This is a genomic window from Microbacterium sp. KR10-403, from assembly GCF_040196215.1.
In the GTDB taxonomy this organism is placed as follows: Bacteria; Actinomycetota; Actinomycetes; order Actinomycetales; family Microbacteriaceae; genus Microbacterium.
Window position 1 is genome coordinate 250,236 of sequence record NZ_JBEGDC010000004.1, and the last position, 23,098, is coordinate 273,333.

Below are 23,098 nucleotides of genomic sequence, written 5' to 3' on the forward strand. Positions count from 1 at the left end.
GGGGCATGCCGAAGCCCCCGATGATCGACGACGACGCGCTCGACGACCTCGAGCGCGAGCTGATGGGCAGAGCCCGCGGGCGCGTGCTCGAGCTGGGTGCGGGACGCGGCGAGAACTTCGGCGCGTTCGACCCTGACATCACTTGGAACGGACTCGAGCCCGACGCCGAGCGGCGCGAAGAGCTCGCCCGCCGCGCGCACGAGTGGAGCCACACCGCCGAGCCACTCGACGCCGTCGCCGAGCGGGTACCGCTGGCCGCGGCATCCATCGACACCGTCGTCGCCACCTACGTGTTCTGCACTGTCGAAGACGTCGCGGCCGCGCTCGCCGAGGCGCGGCGCGTGCTCGTTCCCGGCGGGCGGGTGCTGCTGGTCGAGCACATCCTCGCGCCGCACAGCGCGACGCTGCGCACACTGCAGCGCGCGGCGACCCCGTTCACGCGGCGGTGGTGCGGCGGATGCCACCAGGACCGCGACCCGCTGCCCGCGCTGCGCGCCGCCAGGTTCGCCGACGTCGACGTGCGGCACCGGCGGGTGCACGACCGTCCGCTGCCGCCCGAGTCGATCCTGCTCTATGAGGGTGTGGCGCCGGGGTGACGTTCAGAACTCCGCAAATCTGACGACAGATCGGCGAGATAGGGCGTCTGAGGCGCCTTGAGGCCGCCGATGTGCTGAGTTTTGAACGCCTGCCGTCCGTGACACCGAACTACCGCCGCACCTCGACTCGCTCGACGGTGAAGTCGTCGAGGGCGACGGGGTCGATCTCGACGCCCAGGCCCGGGCCGGTCGGCACCGCGATGTGGCCGCCGTCGAGCACCGCGGGCTCGGTGACGATGTCGCGCTCGTAGAAGCGGCTCGACGCCGACACGTCGCCGGGCAGGGTGAATCCTGGCAGGGCGGCGAGCGCGGCGTTCGCCGCACGGCCGAGCCCGGTCTCGAGCATGCCGCCGCACCACACCGGCAGGCCGGCATCCCGACACAGATCATGGATGCGCAGGGCCTCGAGATATCCGCCGACGCGGCCCGCCTTGATGTTGATGATGGATGCCGCGCCCAGCGCGATCGCATCGCGCGCCGCCTTCGCCGACACGATCGACTCGTCGAGGCAGATCGGGGTGCGCAGGCGCGTGGCGAGCGTCGCGTGGTCGACGAGGTCGTCCTCCTGCAGCGGCTGCTCGATGAGCAGCAGGTCGAAGCGGTCGAGCTCGGCGAGGGTGTCGGCGTCGGCGAGCGTGTAGGCCGAGTTCGCGTCGACCTGCAGCGGGATCGTGCCGAACGCGTCGCGCACGGCGGCGGTCTCGGCGACGTCGCGGCCGGGCTTGATCTTGATCTTGATGCGCACGTAGCCCTCGTCGAGGTAGGCGGCCACCGTGTCGACGAGCGCGGCGGGGTCGCGCTGGATACCCACCGACACCCCGCTCGGCACCCGGTCGACGGTCGCGCCGAGGTATTCGCCGAGCGGGCGATCTTGCGTGCGCAGCGCGGCGTCGAGCACAGCGAGTTCGAGACCGGCCTTGGCCATGCGGTGCCCGACGAACGGCTCGAGCATCGGCGCGACCTGCTCTGGCGCGAGCGTGTGCGCATCGAGCAGCGCGGGGATCAGGAAGCGTCGCGCGACATCCCACGCACCCTGCGTGTACTCGCTCGAATACAGCGGAGCGTCTTGCGTGACGATCTCGCCCCAGCCGTCGCCGTCGGGCGTGAGCACGCGCACGATGATGACCTCGCGCATCGTCTCGGTGCCGAACGATGTGGTGAACGGCGCCACGAGCGGGATGTGCAGCACCCGCAGCTCGAAGCCGTCGAGGGTGATGGATGCCGCGGGCCTGGTGATGGGCATGGCCACAGGCTACGCCGGCGCGCGCGGCCGGCCGGCCTCGCGCCGAGGTCGCGCGTTTTCTCGCGAGGTCGCGCGCTTCTTCGCGAGGTCGCTATCGCGAGGTCGCACGTTATCTCGCGAGGTCGCACGAGATCTCGCGAGATCGTCCCGCGTCAGGGGGCGAAGACGCGCCCATCCGGATCGTCGTCCCGCGTCAGGGGGCGAAGACGCGCCCATCCGGGTCGTCGGCCCGCCGCGGACGCAGCGCGGCCGGCGCCGGCCACTCCAGCTCGAACCGTTCGACGGGCGCGTCGATCGCACCGAAGTCGTCGGTCTGCACCACGACGTGGTCGGGCGTCACCTCGACCATGCGCACGCGCAGGGGCGCTGCATCCACTCTCTCCAGTACCCAGATGTCGGCGAGCCAGGCGATGCCGCGCTCTTCGAGGGCTTCTTCGGCTTCGAGCCAGTCGACAGGGGTGGATGCTGCCCGCCCGAGCAGATCCACGGCGACCCAGTCGTCGCCGGCCGGGCGGATCCAGCCGAGCAGTTCGCCGTCGTCACGGCGGTGGGGTGTCCAGTCTGCAGGGAGCATCCGCCCACCCTATCGATGCGACGCGACCTCGCGAAGAAGCGTGCGACCTCGCGAAAACCCGTGCGACCTCGCGAAAACCTGTGCGACCTCGCGGAGATGCGTGCGACCTCGGCGCGTGCGACCTCGCGGAAAAGCGTGCGACCTCGGCGTGCGACCTCGGCGGACCGCCGCGGCGGGCGCGGAAGGCGGGACCCGTCAGGGGCGCACGAACAGATAGCCGCGCTCGTCGTCGAAGCCGCGGCACACCAGGCCCTCGAGGCGGCACTCGTCGAACTCCTCGCGCACGCGCAGACGCCAGGCCGCGGCCTCCCGCGGCGACTCCTTCCGCAGCGCCTCGACGTCCGGCGGCACGCGCACGGTCGCGACGACGTCGGCGTCATCGGGGGTCGGCACCGGCGGGGCCGCGAGCACCCAGGTCACCATGATCCGGTCGGACTCGTCGCCGCGGTTGACGCCGTCGTCCATGGGCCCGTACTGGTTGACAAGGTACTCGGTGACCCGCGTGCCGAGCACGCGCAGGTTGAAGTGCGCATTGCGCGCGACGAGCGGGTCGAACGTCCACGTGATCTGGCCGACATCGCGCGCCAGCGCCCACTCGCGCTGATGCTGTTTGAGCGCACGCCCCAGCTCGTGCCCGCGGTACGGAGGCAGGATGCCCGTGATGTGCGAGTGCATCGACCGGGCGGAGGGCGCCGCGAAGAAGGCGACGGATGCCCCGATCATGAGGTCGCCGTCATACAGACCGACCGCGTAGTTGCCCGAGTGTGCGAGCGCGCGCAGCAGGTTCGGCGGCATGCCCGATCGGTCTCCGCCCCACACCTCGCTGAGCACGGCGGATGCCGCGAACACCTGCTCGACCGTCTCGAGCGGTGCGATCCGCACGTCGACGGGCGCCGAAAGCTCGACCATCACCCCAGTGTGACACTCCTCCCGCGTCGGCGTCACGCCGAGAATGCCGTGACCCCGAGCGTGCGCGGGGCGAGCTGCTGCTGCAGCACGAGCGTCGCGATGCCGACGGCCGCAGCATCCACCACATGATGCGACAGAGCCACGCGCACGGGGTGCCGCGCGCCCGCGCCGAAGTCGTGCGCGAGCCTGTGCTGGATGGCCTGCTGGTACAGCGGGCCGGCGAGCGCGAAGGCGGGGCCTGCGAGCGCGATGGAGTCGAGGTCGAGGATGTCTGCCACGGCCAGCACCGCGTCGGCGAGCGCCTCGGCCGATGCGCCGATCGCCTCGCGCGCGAGCGCGTCGCCCCGCGTCGCGGCGTGCGCGACCGCCGAGAAGTCCGCGAACGGGTCATCGGTCTCGCCGAGCCGGGCCGCCGTCACCCGCCCGGTGCCGATCGCCGCGCGCACCGCCGCGGCCACGGCGCGGGGCGCGGCGACGTCTTCGACGCTCACCCGTGCGGCCGGGTCGGGGCCGACGGCCCGCATCTGGCCGATCTCGCCCGTGTTGCCGCTCGCCCCGCGATACACGGATCCGCCGATGATGATGCCTGCGCCGATCCCGGCGCCCATGTACACCGTGCAGTGCGCGGCGGCATCGGTCGTGCCGCCGCGCCAGAACTCGCCGACGCCCGCGGCGGTCGCGTCGTTGTCGAGCACCGTCGGCAGACCGATCGCCTGCTCGATGTCGGCGCGCAGCGGGAAGTCCCGCCACTGCAGCATGGTCGGCGCGCCGATGATGCTGCCGCCCTCGAGGTCGAGTGGACCGGGCGCTGCGATACCGAGACCCACCACGTCGGCGAGGGGGATGTCGAGCGTCTCGAGCAGCTCGACGACGCGATCGGTCAGCAACGGCACGGCCTGCTCGGGCGCGTCGTCGCGCAGCCCGCGCGCGCGGACGCGCCCCACGACATCGCCCATCATGTCGATGACGACGTATGTGGTCGAGTCCGCGCCGAGTTGGATGCCGGCGGCGAAGCGCGCGCGGGGATCGAGCCTCAGCATGACGCGGGGCTTGCCGCCGGTGTACTCGCGCGCACCCGAATCGAGGACGAGCCCCTCGGCGGTCAGCTGGCGGACGATGTTGGAGATCGTCGCCTGGGTGAACCCGGTCGCATCCGCGAGCTGCACGCGGCTGATCGGTCCGCGCATTCGGATGAGATCGAGCACCACCCCGCGGCTGGTGACGCCGCCGAGGTCGGGCTTCGGGTTCACCACGGCGCACTCCTCCCCACGGCCGATGCGCAGATCTGCGTAATACTACAATCGTGCAGCATTCGAGCCGGCGACCGTTGACGCTGTCGCTCACCGCGCGCCGGGCACCCGACAGCTTCGGGATCGACCCGTTCTACAACGACTTCATCGCCGGGATGGAAGACCGCCTGCGAGAGGTCGGCGGCTCCGCGCTGCTGCGCATGGCCGACGACGTCGACGAAGAGCTCGCCGACTACCGGCGCTGGTCGTCCGACGGTCGCATCGACGGCGTGGTCATCGTCGACTTCGTGACCGACGACCCCCGCGTGCGCCTCGTGACCGAGCTCGGCCTGCCGGCCGTACTCCTCGGGGGCGAGCCGTCGAGCAGCCTGCCCACGATCGACGTCGACAACGCACGCGCGATGAGCGACGCCATCGCCTATCTCGCGACGCTGGGGCACCGGCGCATCGGCCGCGTCGGCGGCCCACCCGACCTGCTGCACACCCGTGCACGCGCCGATGCCTTCGCCGCCGCGCTCGCCGAGCACGGTGTCACCGGGCGCACCGTGGGTGGCGGCTACACGGCCGAGACCGGCAGCGAGGGCACCCGCACGCTCCTCGCCGACGCGGAGCCGCCGACGGCGATCGTCTACGACAATGCGGTGTCGGCCGCCGCCGGCGTGCAGACCGCGCAGGACCTCGGCTTCACCGTGCCCGACGACCTCTCGCTGCTCGCGTGGGACGACTCGGCCGTCTGCCAGCTCAGCGAACCGCCGCTGTCGGTGATGGACCGCGACGTGCGCTCGCTCGGCTTCGCCGCGGCATCCGCTCTGCTCGACGTCATCGACGGGCGGGTCGTGACGACCGTGCGCGCGCCCGATGCGGTCGTCGTCGAACGCGGCACCACGACTCCGCCGCGCGCGTCCTGACGCGCCGCGCTCAGCCACGCTCCCGCCCAGCCACGCGCCCACTCAGCCACGCACGCGCGGCCGGCGCGCCGACTCGAACAGGTCGCGCAGCACCGTGACGGCGCCGCCGATCGCCGCGGCATCGGTCGACTGCACCGACAGCTCGACGTCGACCGCATGCACGGCGCGGATGAACGACGCGCGCGCGAGCGCCTGCTGCGTACGATCGCGGTAGACGGCGCCGACGTCGGCGAACGCGTCGCCGGCGAGCACGACGCGCGCGACGTCGAAGAGGTTCACGAGCGTCACCGTGGCGATCGCCAGCGCGTTCGCCGACGCGGAGATGAGCTCGGCCGCGGCGCGATCTCCCCCGAGCGCGGCGCGCCCGATGCGCCGGAACGCCGTCAGCGTGTCGGCCGCCAGGTCGACGCGCGCCGACAGTGCGGGGTCGGCACGAGCCCGGGAGACGATCGCCGTCGGCCCCGCCACGTTCTCGAGGCAGCCGACATTGCCGCACGTGCACGCCTCGCCCGCCGCGTCGACGGAGATGTGGCCGAGCTCGACGCCGTTCGAGCTCGAGCCGCGGTAGGGCTGGCCGTCGAGCATGACGCCGGCCCCGATGCCCCCCGCCATGTACACCGTGGCGAAGCTCGACCGGGCGCTGCCGAGACCCGCGTGGCCCAGACCGGCCGCGGTCGCGTCGTTCTCGAGGAGGACCGGGATGCCGAGGGCCCGGGCGAGCTCGTCGGCGAGAGGGTAGCCCTGCCAGGCGTCGGTCGGCTGCGGCGTCAGCAGCACGCCGGCCTCCTGGTCCTGCGGGCCGTACGTGACGACCCCCGCACCCAGCACCGTCGCGCGGGCGACGCCCGTCTCGGCCAGGAGCGCGGTCACGATCCCGGCCAGGGCGGTCGTCATCGACTCCGGATCGCGCACCCCGGCTCCGGCATCCATTCGTCTGCCCACCACGCGCCCCGCGAGATCGAGCACGACCGTCACCGTGCGGAATCGATCGAACTGGATGCCGACGGTGTGACACGCCTCCGGGACGAGGGCGAGCAGCCGCCGGGGCGTGCCCGTGCCGGAGCTGACCTGGCCCGCTTCGCGCACGAAGCGCAGCTGAATGAGCCTGCGCACCGCGTGCGTGATCGTCGCCCCCGTCAGCCCCGTCGCCTGCGCCAGCTCGACGCGGCTGACGGTGCCGCGATCCCGAATGGCCTCGAGCACCACGGAGAGGGTGGGCACCTGTCCTCGCATCGTTGCGTCTCCATCCGCCATCAATTTGCCGTAATAACTTGACCTACTTTATTTAATGCGGCAAGAATATCGCCACGGCGCATCGGCGCCACCCCCAAGTGATGCATCGTCGCCTCGGCGGCGGGCGAGAAAGGATCAAGGATGTTCCTCAGCACAGCACGACGGCGGCGCCTCGCCCGCCGTGCGACGACAGCGGGTGCGGCCGCGCTGGCAGCAGCCCTCGCCCTGACGGCGTGCTCCGGCTCGACGACGACCTCGAAGACCTCGGACAGCGCCTCCACGCTCATCGCCTACACCGGGCAGTCGGGCGACTACCAGATCAACTTCAACCCGTTCTCGCCCTCGCAGATCGGCGGCATCGGCACCATCTTCGAGAGCCTCTTCTTCCTCTCGAACGCGAACAGCGATGACGCCAAGCCGCTGCTGGGCACCGACTACACGTGGAACGACGACGGCACCGAGCTCGACGTCACCCTGCGCTCGGACGTGAAGTGGTCGGACGGCGAGCCGTTCACCGCGGACGACGTCGTGTTCACCTTCGGCATTCCCAAGAAGTACCCGTCGCTGAACTCCAACGGCTTCGACGGCACCGTGACCAAGGTCGACGACACGCACGTGAAGTTCACCTGGGACCACACGGCGTTCGTGAGCGGACCGTACGTGCTCGCCAAGAGCGTCATCGTCCCCGAGCACCTGTGGAAGGACATCGACCCGACCACCGACGTCGTCGAGCACCCCGTCGGCACGGGCCCCTACACGCTCTCCAACTTCAAGCCCCAGGCGTTCACCCTGTCGGCGAACCCCGACTACTGGGGCGGCGAGCCCAAGGTGAAGAAGGTGCGCTACCTCTCCCTGTCGGGCAACACCGCCGGCGCCGACGCGCTGGCCGCAGGAAGCATCGACTGGCAGACCGGCCCGGTGCCGAACATCGCCAACATCGAGAAGACCTACCCGGGCTACAAGGGCATCACGGTCGCCATGAACCAGATGGCGCTGCTCACCTGCTCGAGCGCCGCGCTCGGCTGCGAGGGACCGCAGACCGACCCCGCCGTGCGCCACGCGATCTACTACGCGATCGACCGCAAGCAGCTCAACTCGCTCGCCTTCGAGAACACCGCGAGCGAGATCTCGCCGACGTTCGCCCTGACCACGACGCAGAAGGACCAGATCTCGTCGGCCATCGCCGAACCGGTCGCGCCCGAGACCGCCGACGCCGCCAAGGCCGACTCGCTCCTCGAGGACGCCGGCTGGACGAAGGGCTCGGACGGCATCTACCAGAAGGACGGCAAGAAGCTGTCGCTGACGGTCGAGGTCGTCACCGGATGGACCGACTACATCACGGCCATCGACACCATGACGCAGCAGCTGAAGAAGGCCGGCATCGAGCTGAACGCCGCGCAGTCGTCGTGGAACGAGTGGACCGACAAGAAGTCGAAGGGCAACTACGAGCTGGCGATCGACTCGCTCGGCCAGGGCCCGACCGCCGACCCGTACTACCTGTACAACAACTACTTCACCACCGCGAACACCGCCAAGGTCGGTGAGGCCGCACCCGTCAACATCGCGCGCTTCAGCGACGCCACGGTCGACAAGGCGGTCAAGGCGCTCGCATCGATCAACCCGACCGACACGGCGGCGCGGCAGGAGCAGTTCGACATCATCCAGAAGCAGGTCGTCGACGACATGCCCTACATCCCGATCCTGACGGGCGGCACGACCAGCGAGTACAACGCGAAGAAGTTCACGGGATGGCCGACGGCCGACAACCTGTACGCGTTCCCCGCCGTGTGGCAGTCACCGGACAACGCCGAGATCTTCAAGGCGCTGACCCCGACCGGTAAGTAGGAGTGGCATGACCGAGGAGGAGTTCGTCGTGGGTGGGTGTTCACGATGAGATATTTCACACGGAAGATCGGGTTCTACGTCGTGGCGCTGTGGGCCGCGCTGACCATCAACTTCCTGATCCCCCGCCTTCTGCCCGGCAACCCGGTCGACATCCTGCTGGCCAAGCTCCAGCAGCGTGGCGGCACGGTGACCGCGGAGACCCGAAAGGCCTACGAGCTCCTCCTCGGCGGCAACTCGCACGACCCGCTGATCGTCCAGTACTGGAACTACCTCGTCCAGATCGCACACGGTGATCTGGGCACGTCGGTCAGCTACTTCCCGACGCCGGTGTCACAGGTGATCGGCACCTCGCTGCCGTGGACGATCGGTCTCGTCGGCATCGCCACGATCATCGCGGCGTTCGTCGGCGTGCTGCTCGGCGCCTTCGTCGGGTGGAAGCCGGGCACCTGGCTCGACTCGTTCGTGCCGGCCACCACGCTGCTGGCCGCGGTGCCGTACTTCTGGCTCGCGCTCATCTTCGTCTACCTGCTGGCCACGACGCTGCATCTGTTCCCCTCACAGGGCGGATACGACGTCACCCTCGACCCCGGCTGGTCGTGGGACTTCATCGCCTCCACGATCCGGTACGGATTCCTGCCGGCGCTCACGATCGTGGTGGCATCGATCGGCGGATGGCTGCTCGGGATGCGCAACATGATGGTCTCCACGCTCGGCGAGGACTACATCCTCACCGCACGCGCCAAGGGGCTCGCCGAGGGCCGCATCCTCCGCAACTACGCGGCCCGCAACGCGGTGCTGCCCTCGATCGCGGGCTTCGCGATCTCGCTCGGCTTCGTCGTGTCGGGCTCGATCGTCACCGAGCAGGTGTTCTCGTACCCCGGCATCGGCTCGAAGCTGCTGTCGGCCGTGACGAACAACGACTACGCGCTCATGCAGGGCATCTTCCTGTTCATCACCCTCGCAGTACTCGGCGCGAACCTCGTCGTCGACCTGCTCTACGGACTCATCGACCCGCGGACGCGGGCGCAGAGCTGACCGGCGACCCGGAAAGGACACTGCCATGACCAATGTGCAACAGGCCGTCGAACCGGTCGTCGACAACAGCACCGTCGCCGTCGTGATCGAGGAGTCGGAACGCCGCCCAAGCCGCTCCGCGTGGCGTTCGATGCTGCCCACGATGACCCCGTGGCTGGCGATCGGCCTCGTCCTCGTGCTCGGCATCATCGCCTTCGGCGCCTTCGCCCCGTTCTTCACCGGCGACCCGACGACGATCCGCGACATCGGGCTCACCCCGCCGTCGTCCGAGCACCTGCTCGGCACGACGCAGACCGGGCAGGACGTGCTCGCCCAACTGGCGATCGCCACGCGCGGGTCGCTCGTCATCGGGTTCCTCGTGGGCATCCTCGCCACTGCGCTCTCGGCGCTGTTCGGCATCCTGGGCGCCTATCTCGGCGGCCTCGTCGACGAGGCGTTCTCGCTCTTCTCGAACGTCTTCCTCGTGATCCCCGGCCTGCCGCTGGTGATCGTCATCTCCGGGTTCGTCCCCCGCGAGTCGCGCGGCCTGTGGACGATCGCGGTGGTGCTGGCGATCACCGGCTGGGCGGCGTCGGCCCGCGTGCTGCGGGCGCAGACACTGTCGCTGCGCAATCGCGACTACGTCGCGGCATCCCGCGTCGCCGGCGAGCGCCCGTGGCGGGTGATCGCCGTCGAGATCCTGCCGAACCTGCTGCCGGTGCTCGCGTCGCAGTTCGTGTTCGCGGTCATCGCCGCGATCCTCGGCGAAGCCGGGCTGTCGTTCCTCGGACTGGGCGCGTCGAACTCGTCCACCCTGGGCACGATGCTCTTCTACGCGCAGAACGGGTTCGCGCTGCCGCTGGGCGCCTGGTGGTGGTTCGTGCCGCCGGGCCTCATGATCGCGCTGTTCGGCACCGGACTCTCGCTCATCAACTTCTCGATCGACGAGATCATCAACCCCAAGCTCAAGAACGTGCGACTGCACCGCAAGCGCGCCCGCGCGGCGCGCCGACTCGAACGGAAGGCGACAGCATGACGACGGTGGATGCCGCGGCCCGACACCGCCCGGCGGTGCTGACCGTCGAGGACCTGACGGTCGTGTACGAGGTCGACGAGCCGGTCACGGCCGTGCGCGATGCGACGCTGTCGCTCGCCCCCGGCGAGATCCTGGGGCTCGCGGGCGAGTCCGGGTGCGGCAAGACGACGCTCGCGTACGCGATCAACCGCCTGCACAAGCCGCCGGCGCGCATCGCCTCCGGGTCGATCGTGTTCCACGACCGCGACGGCGCCGACGTCGACATCCTCGGCCTCGGCGAGAACGAGCTGCGCGCGTTCCGCTGGGACAAGCTGTCGATGGTGTTCCAGGGCGCCATGAACGCCCTCAACCCCGTCACCACGATCCGCTCTCAGCTCGACGACACGCTGCGGACGCACCGCCCGGGCATGAGCCGCGCCGAGCGTCGCGAGCGCTCGGCCGACGTCCTGCGCCGGGTCGGCGTCGATCCCGCGCGGCTCACGTCCTACCCGCACGAGCTGTCGGGCGGCATGCGCCAGCGCGTCATGATCGCGATGGCGATGCTGCTCGAGCCGCAGCTCATGATCATGGACGAGCCGACGACGGCTCTCGACGTGGTGGTGCAGCGCGACATCCTGCGTGAGATCGTCCGACTGCGCGACGAGCTGTCGTTCGCGGTGATCTTCATCACGCACGACCTGCCGCTGCTGCTGGAGATCAGCGACCGGATCGCCGTCATGCTCGCCGGCGAGATCGTCGAGCTCGCGTCGGCCGACGACATCTACCGGTCGCCGCAGCACCCCTACACGAAGAAGCTGCTCGGGTCGTTCCCGAGCCTGAGCGGCGACCGTGGGGCGTTCATCCGCACGGGCGTCGACGAAGAGAAGGAGGCCGTGCGATGACCAGTGCGAGCGTGGTGAACCTCACGAAGGACTTCACGATCAAGAGCGGTCTGCGGCGCATGCCGTTCCGCGCCGTCGACCGGGTCAGCTTCGACCTGGTCCCCGGGCGCACGGTCGCGCTGGTCGGTGAGTCGGGGTCGGGCAAGTCGACGATCGCGCGCATGCTCGCCCGGCTCGAGAAGCCGACCTCGGGCGCGATCGACGTGCGACTCGACGACGGCACGCCTGTGCCCGGATCGGCGTATCGGCGACACGTGCAGATGGTCTTCCAGGATCCGTTCGCGTCGCTGAACCCGTTCCATTCGATCGCGCACCACATCGCGCGACCCCTCGCGATCCACCACCGTGCGCGCGGGGCCTCGGCGATCCACGACCTGACCCTGCAGATGCTCGAGCGCGTCAACCTGACGCCGGCCGAGGCGTTCGCGGCGCGGCGGCCGCATGAGCTGTCGGGCGGGCAGCGGCAGCGGGTGGCGATCGCGCGCGCCCTGGCGCCCGGCGCGCAGGTGCTCATCGCCGACGAGCCCGTCTCGATGCTCGACGTGTCGATCCGTCTCGGCGTGCTCAACCTGATCGGCCGCCTGCAGCGCGAAGACGACCTGGCCGTGCTCTACATCACGCACGACCTGGCGACCGCCCGGCACTTCTCCGACGACATCCTCGTGCTCTACAAGGGGCGCGTCGTCGAGCGGGGGCCGGCCGACGCCGTGATCCTCGACCCGCATCACGACTACACCCGGCTGCTGGCCGCGGCCGCACCCGACCCCGAGCGGCTGGGCAAGGTCGTCTCCGACGAGGCCGCGGTCGACCGGGCCCGCCTCGACAACAGCCGCTGCTACGACCACCACCGCGGCGACTGGGTCTCGATCGACGAGGCCGAGGCCGAGGGCCGGCTCGAGACCGCGGCCGCATGAGATCGGGCCCCGCCGAGCGTTTTCGGCGGGGCCCGATCCGTCAGGTTCTTCGCCGGCGTTCGTTCAGCGCGGCTCGACCCGCACCACGCGGGCCGTCGCCTCGGTCGCCGTCGTGCCCACCCGCAGCGCGCCGGCCGCGGCATCCCACTCGAGCGACCACCCCGGCGCCGCCGCCGGGAACAGGACCGCGGCATCCACGTCTCGTCCGGCGTATTCCGGCAGGGCGATGAGCGTCTGAGCCGGGCCGGCGGCCCGATGCCACAGCGAGATGAACATGCCGGCGCCGTCATCGAGGGCCAGGCACACCCACTCGTCGTCGTACCCCGGGAGCCCCAGCGGCCAGCGCGCGTGCGTGCGCGGCTCGACCTCGAGCACGCGGCGGTGCACGGCGAGCGCCTCGCGCACCATCGTGTGCTGGGCGCGCGACATGCGTCCGAGATGGCCCGACAGATACAGACGGCCGAGGATGCCGTTGACCAGCGACAGCGCGAACAGCTCGTCGCCCATCGCGGGGTTCGGATACGCCCAGTTGCCGGCCTGCTCGGGCAGGATGCTCGCCGGTGCGGCGGCGGCGATCGCCGCGTACGGCACCGGGTCCTGCTGATCGGAGGTCGACTGCAGGTGCAGCCGCGCAAGGGTCGCGTAGTCCATGCGCATCGCACCCGACGCGCAGCTCTCGATGAGGAGGTGCGGATGCCGCTTCTGCACGTCGTCGAACCAGTCGAGGAGAGCGCGGGCGTGGCCCAGCATGCCCTCGCCGGGGGCGAGCCCGTCTCGATCGGTGCCCGGCCCGGGCATGGTGTTGAAGTCCATCTTGATGAAGCCGACGCCGAACTCGGCGACGAGCCGGTCGACCACGGCGTCCACGTGCGCGCGGGCGGCCGGATGCCGCAGGTCGAGCAGGTGCCGTCCGTGCTCGGCAACCCGCACCCCGCGGCGGGAGAAGAACGCCGCGTCGGGCAGTGCGCCGGCCAGGGGCGAGCGGATGCCGACGACCTCGGGCTCGAGCCAGAGGCCGGGCACCATGCCGCGGGCGACGATGCGGTCGACGACCTCGCGCAACCCGCCGGGGAAGCGGCCGGGCGACGGCATCCACTCCCCCACGGTGTCCCACCAGTGCCCCTCGGCGTACCAGCCGGCATCGATGCAGAAGATGTCGGCGCCGGCGTCGGCGGCCGCGTCGATGAGAGGCAGCAGCTTCGCGGTCGTGGGGTCGCCCATGAGCGTGTTCATGTAGTCGTTGAACACGATCGGCAGCGCCTCATCGGCGCCACGCGGCAGGCGGATGGCGCGGCGCTGGTCGGTGAGCGCGGCCAGCGCGCCGTCGAGCCCGGCGCCCGCCGGCCCCAGCGCGATCGACGCGGACGCCGACACGAACGGCGCGCCGGGTGCCACCGTCGTGGTCCACTGGTGCTCCTGATCGGTGGGCCCGCTCAGCAGCAGGTAGGCCGACGCACGCGTCTCGCCGAGCTCGTACAGCCACGGCCCGTTGTGCTCGACCTGCCAGGCGACCGCCGCCGCATCGGTCCCGCCGTCGGTGGCGACCAGCGCACCGGTCGGCAGCGCTTCGCCGGTCGACCACGCACCGCGGTTCATGACGACGCAGCGGCTGCGCGGCGGGTGGTGCTGCAGCTCGCGGTCGATGCGGGCGAGCCCGCACCGTCGCAGCGGCACGGTCGTCCACCGGCTCTCGGCCACCCAGTCGCTGGCCGCCGAGACGAGCGAGAGCCCGTCGACGTCGCGTCGCGTCGTGTCGTAGACCGCCGCCGATGCGAACGACGAGACGAAGTCGATCACGAGCGCACCGGTCTGAAGGGCCAGCTCGGTCCAGGTGCGGAACGCCGCCACGCCCGGGCGGTGCACGAAGACACTCGTGACCGCGAGCGCGGTGACCGGATCGTGCTGATGGATGCGCAGCATCCGGTCACCGACGGACGTGACCGTCTCGTCGTGCCCGTCGTAGCGGAGGCGGCGACCCATCACCGTGTCGACGTGGCGGAACCCGCCCGGGAACCGCCCGTGCCCGATCGCCGACACCTCGACCAGCGGCTGGTCGCGGTGCGGGTCGTATGCCCGCGCGCTCTCATGCACGACGGCGTCGGCACCGTCGGCGGATGCGACCGCGACCAGGCACACGGGCCCCTCGGCGTCGAGCAGGAAGGTCAGGTCGAGCGCCGGCCCGCCCCAGCGCAGCTCAGCCAACAGCCCATGCCCCCTCCAGTCGCCCCGCGGCCAGCAGAAGCGCGCCGGTGACCCCGGCGTGGTCGCCGAGGACGGCCTTCTCGACGCGCAGGGACGCGCGCCCCGAGCCTGCGGCCGCCCCGTCGCCGCCGATGCGGGCGGTCACCGCGGCGAGCAGCCCCGGCGTCTTCGCGACGCCCCCGCCGAGCACGAGCAGGTCGGTGCCCACGAGGTATCGCAGCGTCTCGGCGACCTGGGCGAGGTAGAACGCCTCGATGTCGACGGCCGCGGCCCGCCGCGCGCCCGGGAGGTGCGACGCGTCGCTCCCCCACCGCCGTGCGATCGCCGGGCCCGAGGCCAGCCCCTCGAGGCAGTCGCCGTGGAACGGGCACACCCCTGCGAAGTCGTCGTCGGGGTGCCGCACCACCCGCAGGTGTGCGACCTCGGGGAATCCCGTGCCGCCGACGACGTGTCCGTCGACGAGCACGCCCGAGCCGATGCCCGTGCCGACCGTGAGATACGCGAGGTTGGCCGGTGCCGCGGCGCCGCGGGCGTGATGCTCGGCGATCGCCGCCGCGTTGACGTCGGTCGTGAGCGCCGTCGGCGCCTCACGCCCGGCACGCAGCGGGCCGAGCAGGTCGGTCTGCGACCACCCGGGCTTCGGCGTGGAGGTCACATACCCGTACCGGGGCGAGGCCGGATCGACGTCGAGCGGGCCGAACGCCGCGACGCCGAGCGCCGCCGCCCCCGTAGGCCCGCCGAGGCGGTCGACCGCGCGGCGGATCGCCCCGATCGTCGAGACGGGATCCGCGGTCGGGATCGTGACCGCGTCGACCAGCCGCGTCGGCGCCTGCTCGTACGCCGACGCGCAGACGACCTTCGTGCCGCCGGTCTCGACGCCGACGATCATGCCGACACGGCGCGCGCCGCCGCGACGAGCTGGTTCGCGTGCCGCAGCACCAACGGCGAGAGGGCGGCCTCCGCCGGGATCGGCGCCGCACCGCGCAGCTCGAACACCACGGTCTCGCCCGGCAGCAGGTCGACGACCGACGCGTCGACCGAGGCCGTGGCATCCGCCCGATCGGCCAGCACCGTCAGTCCGCGCACGTAGGCCGTCGCGGTGACGGTGATGCGCGCGCCGTCGGGGGTCTGCTCGGCACGGGCGTCGACGGCATCGGCAGCCAGTGCCTGGTCGACGATCTCGGCGAAGTTCCAGATCGCACGCTCGCCGCGGTCGGCCTCGCCGAGGGTGGCGACGACGATCTCGGCCGCGACGTCCTGCACCGCGGCGACCTGCGCGGCGACGGCGCCCCGCCACACCGACCGTGCCGCGACCTCGACCTCGACGACCGCCGACGCCTGCACGGCGCCGTCGAACGAGAGCCGCTCGATGCGCAGCGGGGCCGCGATCGCCTCGTCGGTGTCGTTGACGACGACGACCTCGAGGCCGTCGTCGCCCGGCTGGATGGTCACCAGTCGCGGGCGGTAGGCGTCGCGCAGCGCGTACCAGAGCGGCTTGCGGCGCTCGGCGAAGTCGACGGCCGCCCACGAGACCACGGGCCAGTCGTCGTTGAGCTGCCAGACGATCGTGCCCGTGTTGTACGGCGTCAGGGAGCGGAAGTACTCGATGCCGAAGCGGATGGCGTTCGCCTGGTTGAGCTGGGTCGTGAAGTGCCAGTCGTCGATCGATGTCGGTGCGGGGAAGTGCCCCGTGTACCCGCGTTCGAGCTTCAGGTTGCCCTGATCGGCCTTCTGGTGAACGAGCATCTGCGCCCCGTAGGGGGCGAGCGGCTCATCGTGCACGACGGAGGTGAGCGTCGACCAGGCCGGCGGTCCCTGGAACCCGAACTCGGCGACGAAGCGCGGCTTCCACTCGCGGTAGGCCGTGTAGTCCTTCTCGTTCCAGACGTCCCAGATGTGCACCGAGCCGTTGCGGTCGTCGTTCGGGTTCAGGTAGTCCGCGAACGAGTAGGGGCTGCCCGGGGTGTACGGACGGGTGGGGTCGAGCTCGGCGACGATCGCCGGCAGCACTCGGCGGTAGTAGCCGTTGCCCCAGGTGCGGTCGCCGAGCTCCGGGCGCCAGCCCCACTCGGCGTACGCGACGATGTTCTCGTTGTTGCCGTTCCACAGGATGAGGGAGGGATGCCGCGACAGCCGCGTCACCGCTTCGCGGGCCTCCGCCTCGACCTCGGTGGCCAGCCACTCCTCCTCGGCGTACGCCGCGCACGCGAACAGGAAGTCCTGCCACACGAGCAGCCCCCGCTCGTCGCAGAGGCGGTAGAAGTCCTCCGACTCGTACATGCCGCCGCCCCACACCCGCAGCAGGTTGATGTGCGCGTCCAGCGCGTCGTCGACGCGGCGCGCGAGCCGCTCGGGCGTGATCTCGGTCGCGAACGCGTGGTCGGGGATCCAGTTGGCGCCGCGGATCCAGATCGGCCGGCCGTTGACGTGCACGACGAACCGCGTGCCGTGCTCGTCGGCCGAGGTGTCGAGCGTCACGGTGCGGAACCCGACGCGGCCGTGCCATGCGGCATCCCCCGCCCTCACGACGATGTCGTAGAGCGGCTGCTCGCCGTGCCCGACGGGCCACCACAGCGCGGCGTCCGCGACGACGACCCGCACGGCACCGCTCTCGGCGAGGGAGCCGGCGGCCTCGGCGACCACCGCACCGCCCCGCGAGACGCTGAGGGCCACATCCACGGGCCCGGTGCCGAGCCGCTCGAGGTCGACGTGGGCGGTGAGCACGCCGTCGCCGCCGATGACATCCACGAGCGGGCGGACGGCCGCGATGCGCACGTCACTCCACCCCTCGATGGCGAGAGGCTTCCAGATGCCGCTGGTCGCGACGTCGATGCCCCAGTCCCACCCGAAGTTCGAGGCCGTCTTGCGCAGCGAGTTGTACGGGTGGTGGTTGACGTGCGGCAGCGCTCCCCCGTGAGCGGCGGCGATACGCTCGGCGGCGTCGACGGGCGCATCGAACTCGACGGCGATCGTGTTGGCACCCGGGGTCAGCAGGTGGCCGACCTCGACACGGTACGAGCGGTGCTGGTTGGCCGTCGTGGCGACGACGGAGCCGTTGACGAAGACGGTCGCGAGCGTGTCGAGGCCCTCTGCGACGAGGTCATACCGGGTCGAGCCGTCGGGCTGCCAGTCGAACGCGCGCTCGTAGCGCCACACCGTGCTGCCGATCCACTGCTGGGCGGACTCGTTGTCGCCGTCGAACGGGTCGGCGATCAGTCCCGCCCGATGCAGGTCGGTGTGCGCGCATCCCGGCACGATCGCGGGCACGCGTCGCCCCGCGATGTCGTCGGGGATCTGTCCCCGCACTGCCGTGAGCGTCCACTCGCCGTCAAGTGTCGTCGTGCCCACGTGTCCTCCTGAGGCCGAACAGGTGCCTGGCCCCTCCACGCACGTCTCTATTTTCGTAAGTCACTTAAGTAATGTCAACAGCAACGCGCGGCCCCGTCGTGTCCTCCGAACAGGGGGAGGCGCCCCACGCCCCGCCTCGCTACCGTTGACCCATGAGCGAGACGAAGGAATCGCACGGCAGCACCGACACGCGCTTCTTCGGACAGCCCTGGGCCCTGGCCCACGTGTTCGGCGTCGAGATGTGGGAGCGGTTCAGCTTCTACGGCATGCAGGGCATCCTGCTCATCTACCTCTACTACTCGGTCACCGACGGGGGCCTGGGCATCGACCAGGGCGTGGCCGGCGGCATCGTCGGCGCGTACGGCGGCGCCGTCTACCTGTCGACGATCCTCGGTGCATGGATCGCCGACCGCATGCTCGGCTCCGAGCGCGTGCTGTTCATCAGCGCGATCGTCATCATGGCCGGTCACATCGCGCTCGCCCTCATCCCGGGAGTGGCCGGCGTCGCGGTCGGCCTCATCCTCGTCGCGCTCGGGTCGGGCGGACTGAAGGCCAACGCGACGGCCGTGGTCGGCACGCTGTACGACGCCGACGACGACAGGCGGGATGCCGGATTCTCGCTGTTCTACCTCGGCATCAACCTCGGTGCGTTCTTCGGCCCGATCCTGACGGGTCTGCTGCAGTCGTCGATCGGTTTCCACTGGGGCTTCGGGCTGGCGGCGGTCGGCATGGCGCTGGGTCTCCTGCAGTACTCGTTCGGCCGCAAGCAGCTGCCCGAGCAGGCGCGGCACGTGCCCAACCCGCTGCCCCGCAACCGCTACATGTGGGTCGCGGTCGTCGCCGCGGTCGCGATCGTGCTCATCGTCGTGCTGGTGCTGGTCGGGGCGATCCGGGCCGAGAACCTCTCCACGATCGTGATCATCGGCACCGTGGTGGCGGCCATCGCGTACTTCGCGGTGATCCTCTCCAGCCGGCGCATCGACGCGACCGAGCGCTCGCGCGTCTGGGGCTTCCTGCCGCTGTTCATCACGAGCGTCGCGTTCTGGTCGCTCTACCAGCAGCAGTTCACGGTGCTGACGGTGTACTCCGACAAGCGGCTGGATCGCAACCTGTTCGGCTGGGAGATGCCGGTCTCCTGGGTGCAGTCGATCAACCCGGTCTTCATCATCATCCTGTCGGGCGTGTTCGCCGCGATCTGGACGCGCCTGGGCCACCGCCAGCCGTCGACGCCGGTGAAGTTCGGCCTGGCCGCGATCATCATGGGCGGCGCGTTCCTGCTGTTCCTGCCGTTCGCCGGCGGCGGCCCGAACTCGACGCCGCTGCTGGCCATCGTGGGCATCCTGTTCGTGTTCACGGTCGCCGAACTACTGCTGTCGCCGGTCGGGCTGTCGGTGGCCACGAAGCTCGCGCCGGCGTCGTTCCAGACGCAGATGGTGGCGCTGTTCTTCCTCTCGGTGGCACTGGGCACCGCGATCTCGGGCTGGCTCGTGCAGTTCTACGACCCCGAGAACGAAGCGCCCTACTTCTCGATCCTCGGCATCATCGCGGTGGTCGTCGGCATCGGCCTGTGGTTGGGCAGCAAGCCCGTGCTGAAGCTCATGAAGGGCGTGCGATAGGGGGCACGTCCACGGCGTGCACCTCGAATGTGCCGACCTCGCGATGGGGGTGGGATGCCAGCATCCCGAGTAGCTCGTCGTCCGACGCGGCTCGCAGCAGTGTGAACCCACTGACGCGATCCACCACCCCGGAGACCTCCGGCCCGATCGGCCGGGTCGGCGCACCCGGGTCGATCAGGGCAGCACCGATCGAGCCGAGCCAGGCTCCCCACGCGGCTTTCCCCCGCTCGAGCTCAGCCGGGTCAGGAGCCGGAGCCGGGGCGCCGCGCGCCAGCCGGTAGAGGACGAGGTAGTCGGTCATAGAGAGCCTTTCAGCTGAGAGCATCATTTGACGCCGCGGACGGGGAGGATGAGGAAGGCGCCGACGAACGCGACGATCGACCCGGCGATGTACAGCGCGACGTAGTTGCCGCCGGCCACGCCCCCGATCGCCAGGAACAGCGGTGCGATCGCCGGAGCGAGCGACTGCGGCAGGTTGTTGGCCAGGTTGAAGACCGCCAGGTCCTTGCCGGCGGTGCGGCCCTCGTCAGGCAGCACCTGCGTCGCCACCGCGATGTCCACTGCGAAGTAGGTGCCGTTGCCGAGGCCGACGAGGAACATGGCGACAAAGAACCCGGGGATGCTCTGGGTGAGGATCAGGACAGCGAACCCGACGACCACCAGAAGCGCTGCGGCGACCACGAAGTACTTGCGGCCACGGAGGCGGTCGGAGAGGAAGCCGCCGAGGAACGAGCCGAGCAATGTCCCGACCGTTATCACCAGCGTCGAGATCTGCACGATCCGCTGTGTCTCGGCGGCTGTCGTGCGCACCACACTCATCAGGAAGTAGACCTGATAGTTCACGACCATCGATGTCGCGAGGAACAACAGGAAGCGGTTGACCCACGTCCAACCGAAGTTCGGGTGCCTCACCGGGTTCACCCAGTACGACTTCACCAGGGCCAGCAGACCGCCGCCGGATGCCACGGGTCGAGGCGCACTGCGGGGAAGACGTACCGCCAACCAAACGACGCTGAGTACCGCGACCCCGCCGAGGATCGAGACCGCCGTCATCGTCGGCAAGCCCGCGATCAGGACCGCCACCACTCCGGCGATCGCCTGCGAGACGCCGAGCAGACCCGACACCGCACCTCGGCGGGCGACCGGGATGTGATCGGGCATGAGCGACCAGATGATCGACAGGAGCGCATTGCCGCCGGCCGAGGCGAGTGCCCAACCGAGCGCCAGCATCCAGAGCGATCCGGCGGCACCGATGAACAGCACACCGCACGCCGCGGCGATCGCTGTCGCCAGCAGCCAGACGCGCCTGCTGCCGGTACGCGCGAACGACCGGTCGCTGAAGTGGCCGACGATCGGGTTCAGGACGATCGCTGCGAGCGCTCCGGGTGCCAGCACCAGAGAGAGCGGCCCGCCGGTGTCCACCCCGGCGGAGTGTGTCGGGTTGACGATCGCGGCCACCTGCAGCGGCAGGAGCAGCACGACGGGTGCGAGGACCACCATCCAGAGCCCGAGCGTCGCGAACACCATCGGGATGACGATGCCCCACTGCATCCGCGGTGGCGCGGAGCCGGGCGCGGCGGGGCATTGATCTGCGGGGAATCGGGAGCGGAGTGGAGGGTCACTGTGGTCTCCTTCGACGACATGACAGCCGGCGGGCGTCGGGATGCGCCCGGAACTCCATTGAACGGGGCAACGGGCCGTGGCTCATCACCGGATGGACAGCGACGATGGGCGTCATCGCTGCCGCCGATGGGCGAGTGCGGAGTGCCGGGGCAGAATGGGCCCGTGAAGATCGGCGGCCTCGACCTGAACCTGATGCTCGCCCTCGACGCGCTCCTGCGCGAGGCGAGCGTCACCCGCGCCGCCGAGCGGCTGAACCTCACCCAGCCGACGCTCTCCCAGTCGCTGGCCCGGCTCCGCCGGCACTTCGACGACGAACTCCTGCGACGCAACGGCAAGGACATGGAGTTGACGCCACTCGCCGTGCGGCTGCGCCCGATGGTCGCCGACGCGCTCGACTCGGCACAGCGCGTCTTCGCCGCGCACCGGGCGATCGACCCCGAGACCTCCACCAGGCGCTTCAGCATCGCGGCATCCGACTACGGGATCGGCGCTGTGGGCGCTGTATGGAGCGCACGCGTGGGCCGCTTCGCCCCGAACATGCGTCTTGCCTTCCGCTCGATCGCCGTCGAGCAGCTCACGCCGTACGAGGTGCACACGCGCGACGTCGACGGAATCCTCGCGCCCCATGGGCTGTTCCCCGAGGACATGCCGCACTTCGATGTGCTCGCCGACCGCTGGGTGATCATCGCCGACGCGCAGAACACCGCGCTCGGTGACCGCCCCGGCGCCGGCGAGCTGCGCGAGCTGCCCTGGGTGACGACCTTCGAGACAGCTCTGGTCTCGCCGGCAGAGATGCACCGGCACGAGTGGGCCTCGATCGCCCGGGACGTGGCGGTGGTGGTGGACCGCTTCTCGGATATGCCGCTGTGCGTGCGCGGCACGCAGCGGGTCGCCCTCATCCAGGAGCGTCTTCTGCACGCCCTCGGTCCGCACGACGGCCTGCGGGTGATGGCCCCGCCGTTCCCGCTCGCGCCCATCGTCCTCGCTTTCTGGTGGCATCCGTCCTACGACGGCGACCTTGAGCACATGTGGGTGCGCGCGCAGTTCGAGCACTTCCGCAATCGGTCGCCTCTCGGATCTTGACCTCCTTCGCAGTTAATGCAACTATTCTTGCGTTAACGAGAGGATCTCCCCATGACAGAAGACGACGGCCTTTCGGCCATCAGCACGGACGAGCACGTGACGGTCCACGTCCGGACGGCGCACGGCCCCGCAGACGACACGCGAGTGGACGCCTGGGAGCTGGCGGCCGCGCGACGCGGGATGACGAACCTGCGCCGCCTGTTGTACGGCGCACCGATGCAGGCCCTTCTTGCGGACCAGATCGCCGAGTCCGACCGGCGGGCGCATGAGTATGCCGCCGCCTCGGCCGGCGCGTTCACCGAGTGCCACGTCGAGGTGAGTGCGCGCGGCGTGCACATCGCCGAGCTGCTCGCCGGCATCCAGAGCATGCTGGGCGGCGCCGCCGCCGATGAGGAGGAGCGCAAGGCCATGGTCCTCGCCACCGGCTTCCCGACGCATCCCGAGCACTACATGGTCCTCCCCGGCGCGGGCGTGGTCGAGACGATGGGCGGGTTGCCCACCCTCACGCGGATCGCCCCGATCGAGACCCCGCCCGACTTCGTCGCCGCGCATATGGACGAGTCGTACCCCGTCCGCCGCGCGGGGCAGGGCCCACTCGACGACGGGACACCGTTCACGTACGTGCTGCAGCAGTTCCGCGACACCCCGGAGGGGCTCGAGGCGAGCCTGCGCGTGTGGTATCCCGCCGCATGCCCGCCTGTGTACGTCGAGGAGCACGCCGAACACTTCGCCGTCGAGACGCGCAATCTGCTCCGCCTGGTCGCGGCCACCCGCGCCGCCTGAGCGCGCCGGGACGCCCGCCGCCGAGCCGCTACAGTGGAAC

General features: G+C 70.6%; 20 protein-coding genes. 10 read left to right on the forward strand and 10 right to left on the reverse strand.

What is annotated here, in order from left to right:
* The first annotated feature begins 5 nt into the window (after positions 1–5).
* A complete protein-coding gene (locus tag ABMQ42_RS10440; protein ID WP_349722922.1) occupies positions 6–596 on the forward strand; it encodes a class I SAM-dependent methyltransferase in 591 nt (196 codons plus the stop codon).
* A 109-nt stretch (positions 597–705) separates the two neighbouring features.
* Here ABMQ42_RS10440 and menC read toward each other — a convergent pair whose 3' ends face one another.
* The 4 genes from menC to ABMQ42_RS10460 all read right to left on the reverse strand — a co-directional run bounded on the left by menC (position 706) and on the right by ABMQ42_RS10460 (position 4,575).
* Positions 706–1,839 (reverse strand): o-succinylbenzoate synthase, encoded by a 1,134-nt coding sequence (menC, locus tag ABMQ42_RS10445; protein WP_349722923.1) that lies wholly within the window; start codon positions 1,837–1,839, stop codon positions 706–708.
* 193 nt (positions 1,840–2,032) lie between these two features.
* Positions 2,033–2,413, reverse strand: coding sequence for a hypothetical protein (locus ABMQ42_RS10450; RefSeq protein WP_349722924.1), 381 nt, complete (start codon positions 2,411–2,413; stop codon positions 2,033–2,035).
* Positions 2,414–2,608: 195 nt separating this feature from the next.
* Positions 2,609–3,322, reverse strand: coding sequence for a GNAT family N-acetyltransferase (locus ABMQ42_RS10455; protein WP_349722925.1), 714 nt, complete (start codon positions 3,320–3,322; stop codon positions 2,609–2,611).
* Positions 3,323–3,354: 32 nt separating this feature from the next.
* Positions 3,355–4,575 carry an ROK family transcriptional regulator gene (locus ABMQ42_RS10460; protein ID WP_349722926.1) on the reverse strand — a complete coding sequence of 407 codons (1,221 nt, stop codon included), beginning with the start codon at positions 4,573–4,575 and terminating at the stop codon, positions 3,355–3,357.
* Positions 4,576–4,625: 50 nt separating this feature from the next.
* On the opposite strand from ABMQ42_RS10460, the gene ABMQ42_RS10465 reads away from it, so the two are divergent.
* Positions 4,626–5,480 (forward strand): LacI family DNA-binding transcriptional regulator, encoded by an 855-nt coding sequence (locus ABMQ42_RS10465; RefSeq protein WP_349722927.1) that lies wholly within the window; start codon positions 4,626–4,628, stop codon positions 5,478–5,480.
* A 42-nt stretch (positions 5,481–5,522) separates the two neighbouring features.
* Here ABMQ42_RS10465 and ABMQ42_RS10470 read toward each other — a convergent pair whose 3' ends face one another.
* Entirely contained in the window at positions 5,523–6,701 is a 1,179-nt protein-coding gene (locus ABMQ42_RS10470) for an ROK family transcriptional regulator (RefSeq protein ID WP_349722928.1), read from the reverse strand.
* A gap of 153 nt (positions 6,702–6,854) precedes the next feature.
* On the opposite strand from ABMQ42_RS10470, the gene ABMQ42_RS10475 reads away from it, so the two are divergent.
* The 5 genes from ABMQ42_RS10475 to ABMQ42_RS10495 are packed head-to-tail and all read left to right on the forward strand — an operon-like array spanning position 6,855 to position 12,403.
* The gene (locus ABMQ42_RS10475; RefSeq protein WP_349722929.1) at positions 6,855–8,558 is read left to right on the forward strand and encodes an ABC transporter substrate-binding protein; all 1,704 of its coding nucleotides are present in this window, start codon (positions 6,855–6,857) and stop codon (positions 8,556–8,558) included.
* A 45-nt stretch (positions 8,559–8,603) separates the two neighbouring features.
* Positions 8,604–9,593 carry an ABC transporter permease gene (locus ABMQ42_RS10480; protein ID WP_349722930.1) on the forward strand — a complete coding sequence of 330 codons (990 nt, stop codon included), beginning with the start codon at positions 8,604–8,606 and terminating at the stop codon, positions 9,591–9,593.
* 25 nt (positions 9,594–9,618) lie between these two features.
* Entirely contained in the window at positions 9,619–10,608 is a 990-nt protein-coding gene (locus tag ABMQ42_RS10485) for an ABC transporter permease (RefSeq protein ID WP_349722931.1), read from the forward strand.
* Complete coding sequence (locus ABMQ42_RS10490) at positions 10,605–11,489, forward strand: ABC transporter ATP-binding protein (RefSeq protein ID WP_349722932.1); 885 nt, start codon at positions 10,605–10,607, stop codon at positions 11,487–11,489. The genes ABMQ42_RS10485 and ABMQ42_RS10490 overlap by 4 nt, the downstream gene beginning before the upstream one ends.
* Positions 11,486–12,403 carry an ABC transporter ATP-binding protein gene (locus tag ABMQ42_RS10495; protein WP_349722933.1) on the forward strand — a complete coding sequence of 306 codons (918 nt, stop codon included), beginning with the start codon at positions 11,486–11,488 and terminating at the stop codon, positions 12,401–12,403. Before ABMQ42_RS10490 ends, ABMQ42_RS10495 begins: the two co-directional genes overlap by 4 nt.
* 63 nt (positions 12,404–12,466) lie before the next feature.
* Here the strand turns inward: ABMQ42_RS10495 and ABMQ42_RS10500 are convergent, their stop codons facing one another.
* From ABMQ42_RS10500 to ABMQ42_RS10510, 3 genes are read right to left on the reverse strand one after another with little or no spacing between them, the layout of a single operon-like run.
* Positions 12,467–14,605 carry a glycoside hydrolase family 36 protein gene (locus tag ABMQ42_RS10500; RefSeq protein WP_349722934.1) on the reverse strand — a complete coding sequence of 713 codons (2,139 nt, stop codon included), beginning with the start codon at positions 14,603–14,605 and terminating at the stop codon, positions 12,467–12,469.
* On the reverse strand, positions 14,598–15,494 hold the full coding sequence (locus tag ABMQ42_RS10505; RefSeq protein ID WP_349722935.1) for an ROK family protein: 897 nt from the start codon (positions 15,492–15,494) through the stop codon (positions 14,598–14,600). Before ABMQ42_RS10505 ends, ABMQ42_RS10500 begins: the two co-directional genes overlap by 8 nt.
* Complete coding sequence (locus tag ABMQ42_RS10510) at positions 15,491–17,953, reverse strand: glycoside hydrolase family 2 protein (RefSeq protein WP_349722936.1); 2,463 nt, start codon at positions 17,951–17,953, stop codon at positions 15,491–15,493. Before ABMQ42_RS10510 ends, ABMQ42_RS10505 begins: the two co-directional genes overlap by 4 nt.
* Positions 17,954–18,105: 152 nt before the next feature.
* Here ABMQ42_RS10510 and ABMQ42_RS10515 point away from each other — a divergent pair, with 152 nt between their 5' ends.
* Positions 18,106–19,569 (forward strand): peptide MFS transporter, encoded by a 1,464-nt coding sequence (locus ABMQ42_RS10515; RefSeq protein ID WP_349722937.1) that lies wholly within the window; start codon positions 18,106–18,108, stop codon positions 19,567–19,569.
* On the opposite strand, the gene ABMQ42_RS10520 is transcribed toward ABMQ42_RS10515, so the two are convergent.
* Positions 19,550–19,870: a hypothetical protein gene (locus ABMQ42_RS10520; RefSeq protein ID WP_349722938.1), complete on the reverse strand. Its 321-nt coding sequence runs from the start codon at positions 19,868–19,870 to the stop codon at positions 19,550–19,552. The genes ABMQ42_RS10515 and ABMQ42_RS10520 overlap by 20 nt on opposite strands.
* Positions 19,871–19,893: 23 nt before the next feature.
* Positions 19,894–21,120, reverse strand: coding sequence for an MFS transporter (locus ABMQ42_RS10525; RefSeq protein WP_349722939.1), 1,227 nt, complete (start codon positions 21,118–21,120; stop codon positions 19,894–19,896).
* A gap of 234 nt (positions 21,121–21,354) precedes the next feature.
* Here ABMQ42_RS10525 and ABMQ42_RS10530 point away from each other — a divergent pair, with 234 nt between their 5' ends.
* Entirely contained in the window at positions 21,355–22,275 is a 921-nt protein-coding gene (locus ABMQ42_RS10530; RefSeq protein WP_349722940.1) for a LysR family transcriptional regulator, read from the forward strand.
* A 51-nt stretch (positions 22,276–22,326) separates the two neighbouring features.
* Positions 22,327–23,058 carry a hypothetical protein gene (locus ABMQ42_RS10535; protein WP_349722941.1) on the forward strand — a complete coding sequence of 244 codons (732 nt, stop codon included), beginning with the start codon at positions 22,327–22,329 and terminating at the stop codon, positions 23,056–23,058.
* Positions 23,059–23,098 lie beyond the last annotated feature (40 nt).

What these genes read in the sequence shown, in the direction of transcription:
- ABMQ42_RS10440 (WP_349722922.1), top strand. Translation starts at nt 6, where the DNA reads ATGCCGAAGCCCCCGATGATCGACGACGACGCGCTCGACGACCTCGAG.
- ABMQ42_RS10520 (WP_349722938.1), bottom strand. Translation starts at nt 19,870, where the DNA reads ATGACCGACTACCTCGTCCTCTACCGGCTGGCGCGCGGCGCCCCGGCT.
- ABMQ42_RS10455 (WP_349722925.1), bottom strand. Translation starts at nt 3,322, where the DNA reads ATGGTCGAGCTTTCGGCGCCCGTCGACGTGCGGATCGCACCGCTCGAG.
- ABMQ42_RS10475 (WP_349722929.1), top strand. Translation starts at nt 6,855, where the DNA reads ATGTTCCTCAGCACAGCACGACGGCGGCGCCTCGCCCGCCGTGCGACG.
- ABMQ42_RS10485 (WP_349722931.1), top strand. Translation starts at nt 9,619, where the DNA reads ATGACCAATGTGCAACAGGCCGTCGAACCGGTCGTCGACAACAGCACC.
- ABMQ42_RS10450 (WP_349722924.1), bottom strand. Translation starts at nt 2,413, where the DNA reads ATGCTCCCTGCAGACTGGACACCCCACCGCCGTGACGACGGCGAACTG.
- ABMQ42_RS10525 (WP_349722939.1), bottom strand. Translation starts at nt 21,120, where the DNA reads ATGCAGTGGGGCATCGTCATCCCGATGGTGTTCGCGACGCTCGGGCTC.
- menC (WP_349722923.1), bottom strand. Translation starts at nt 1,839, where the DNA reads ATGCCCATCACCAGGCCCGCGGCATCCATCACCCTCGACGGCTTCGAG.
- ABMQ42_RS10515 (WP_349722937.1), top strand. Translation starts at nt 18,106, where the DNA reads ATGAGCGAGACGAAGGAATCGCACGGCAGCACCGACACGCGCTTCTTC.
- ABMQ42_RS10505 (WP_349722935.1), bottom strand. Translation starts at nt 15,494, where the DNA reads ATGATCGTCGGCGTCGAGACCGGCGGCACGAAGGTCGTCTGCGCGTCG.
- ABMQ42_RS10535 (WP_349722941.1), top strand. Translation starts at nt 22,327, where the DNA reads ATGACAGAAGACGACGGCCTTTCGGCCATCAGCACGGACGAGCACGTG.
- ABMQ42_RS10490 (WP_349722932.1), top strand. Translation starts at nt 10,605, where the DNA reads ATGACGACGGTGGATGCCGCGGCCCGACACCGCCCGGCGGTGCTGACC.
- ABMQ42_RS10480 (WP_349722930.1), top strand. Translation starts at nt 8,604, where the DNA reads ATGAGATATTTCACACGGAAGATCGGGTTCTACGTCGTGGCGCTGTGG.
- ABMQ42_RS10495 (WP_349722933.1), top strand. Translation starts at nt 11,486, where the DNA reads ATGACCAGTGCGAGCGTGGTGAACCTCACGAAGGACTTCACGATCAAG.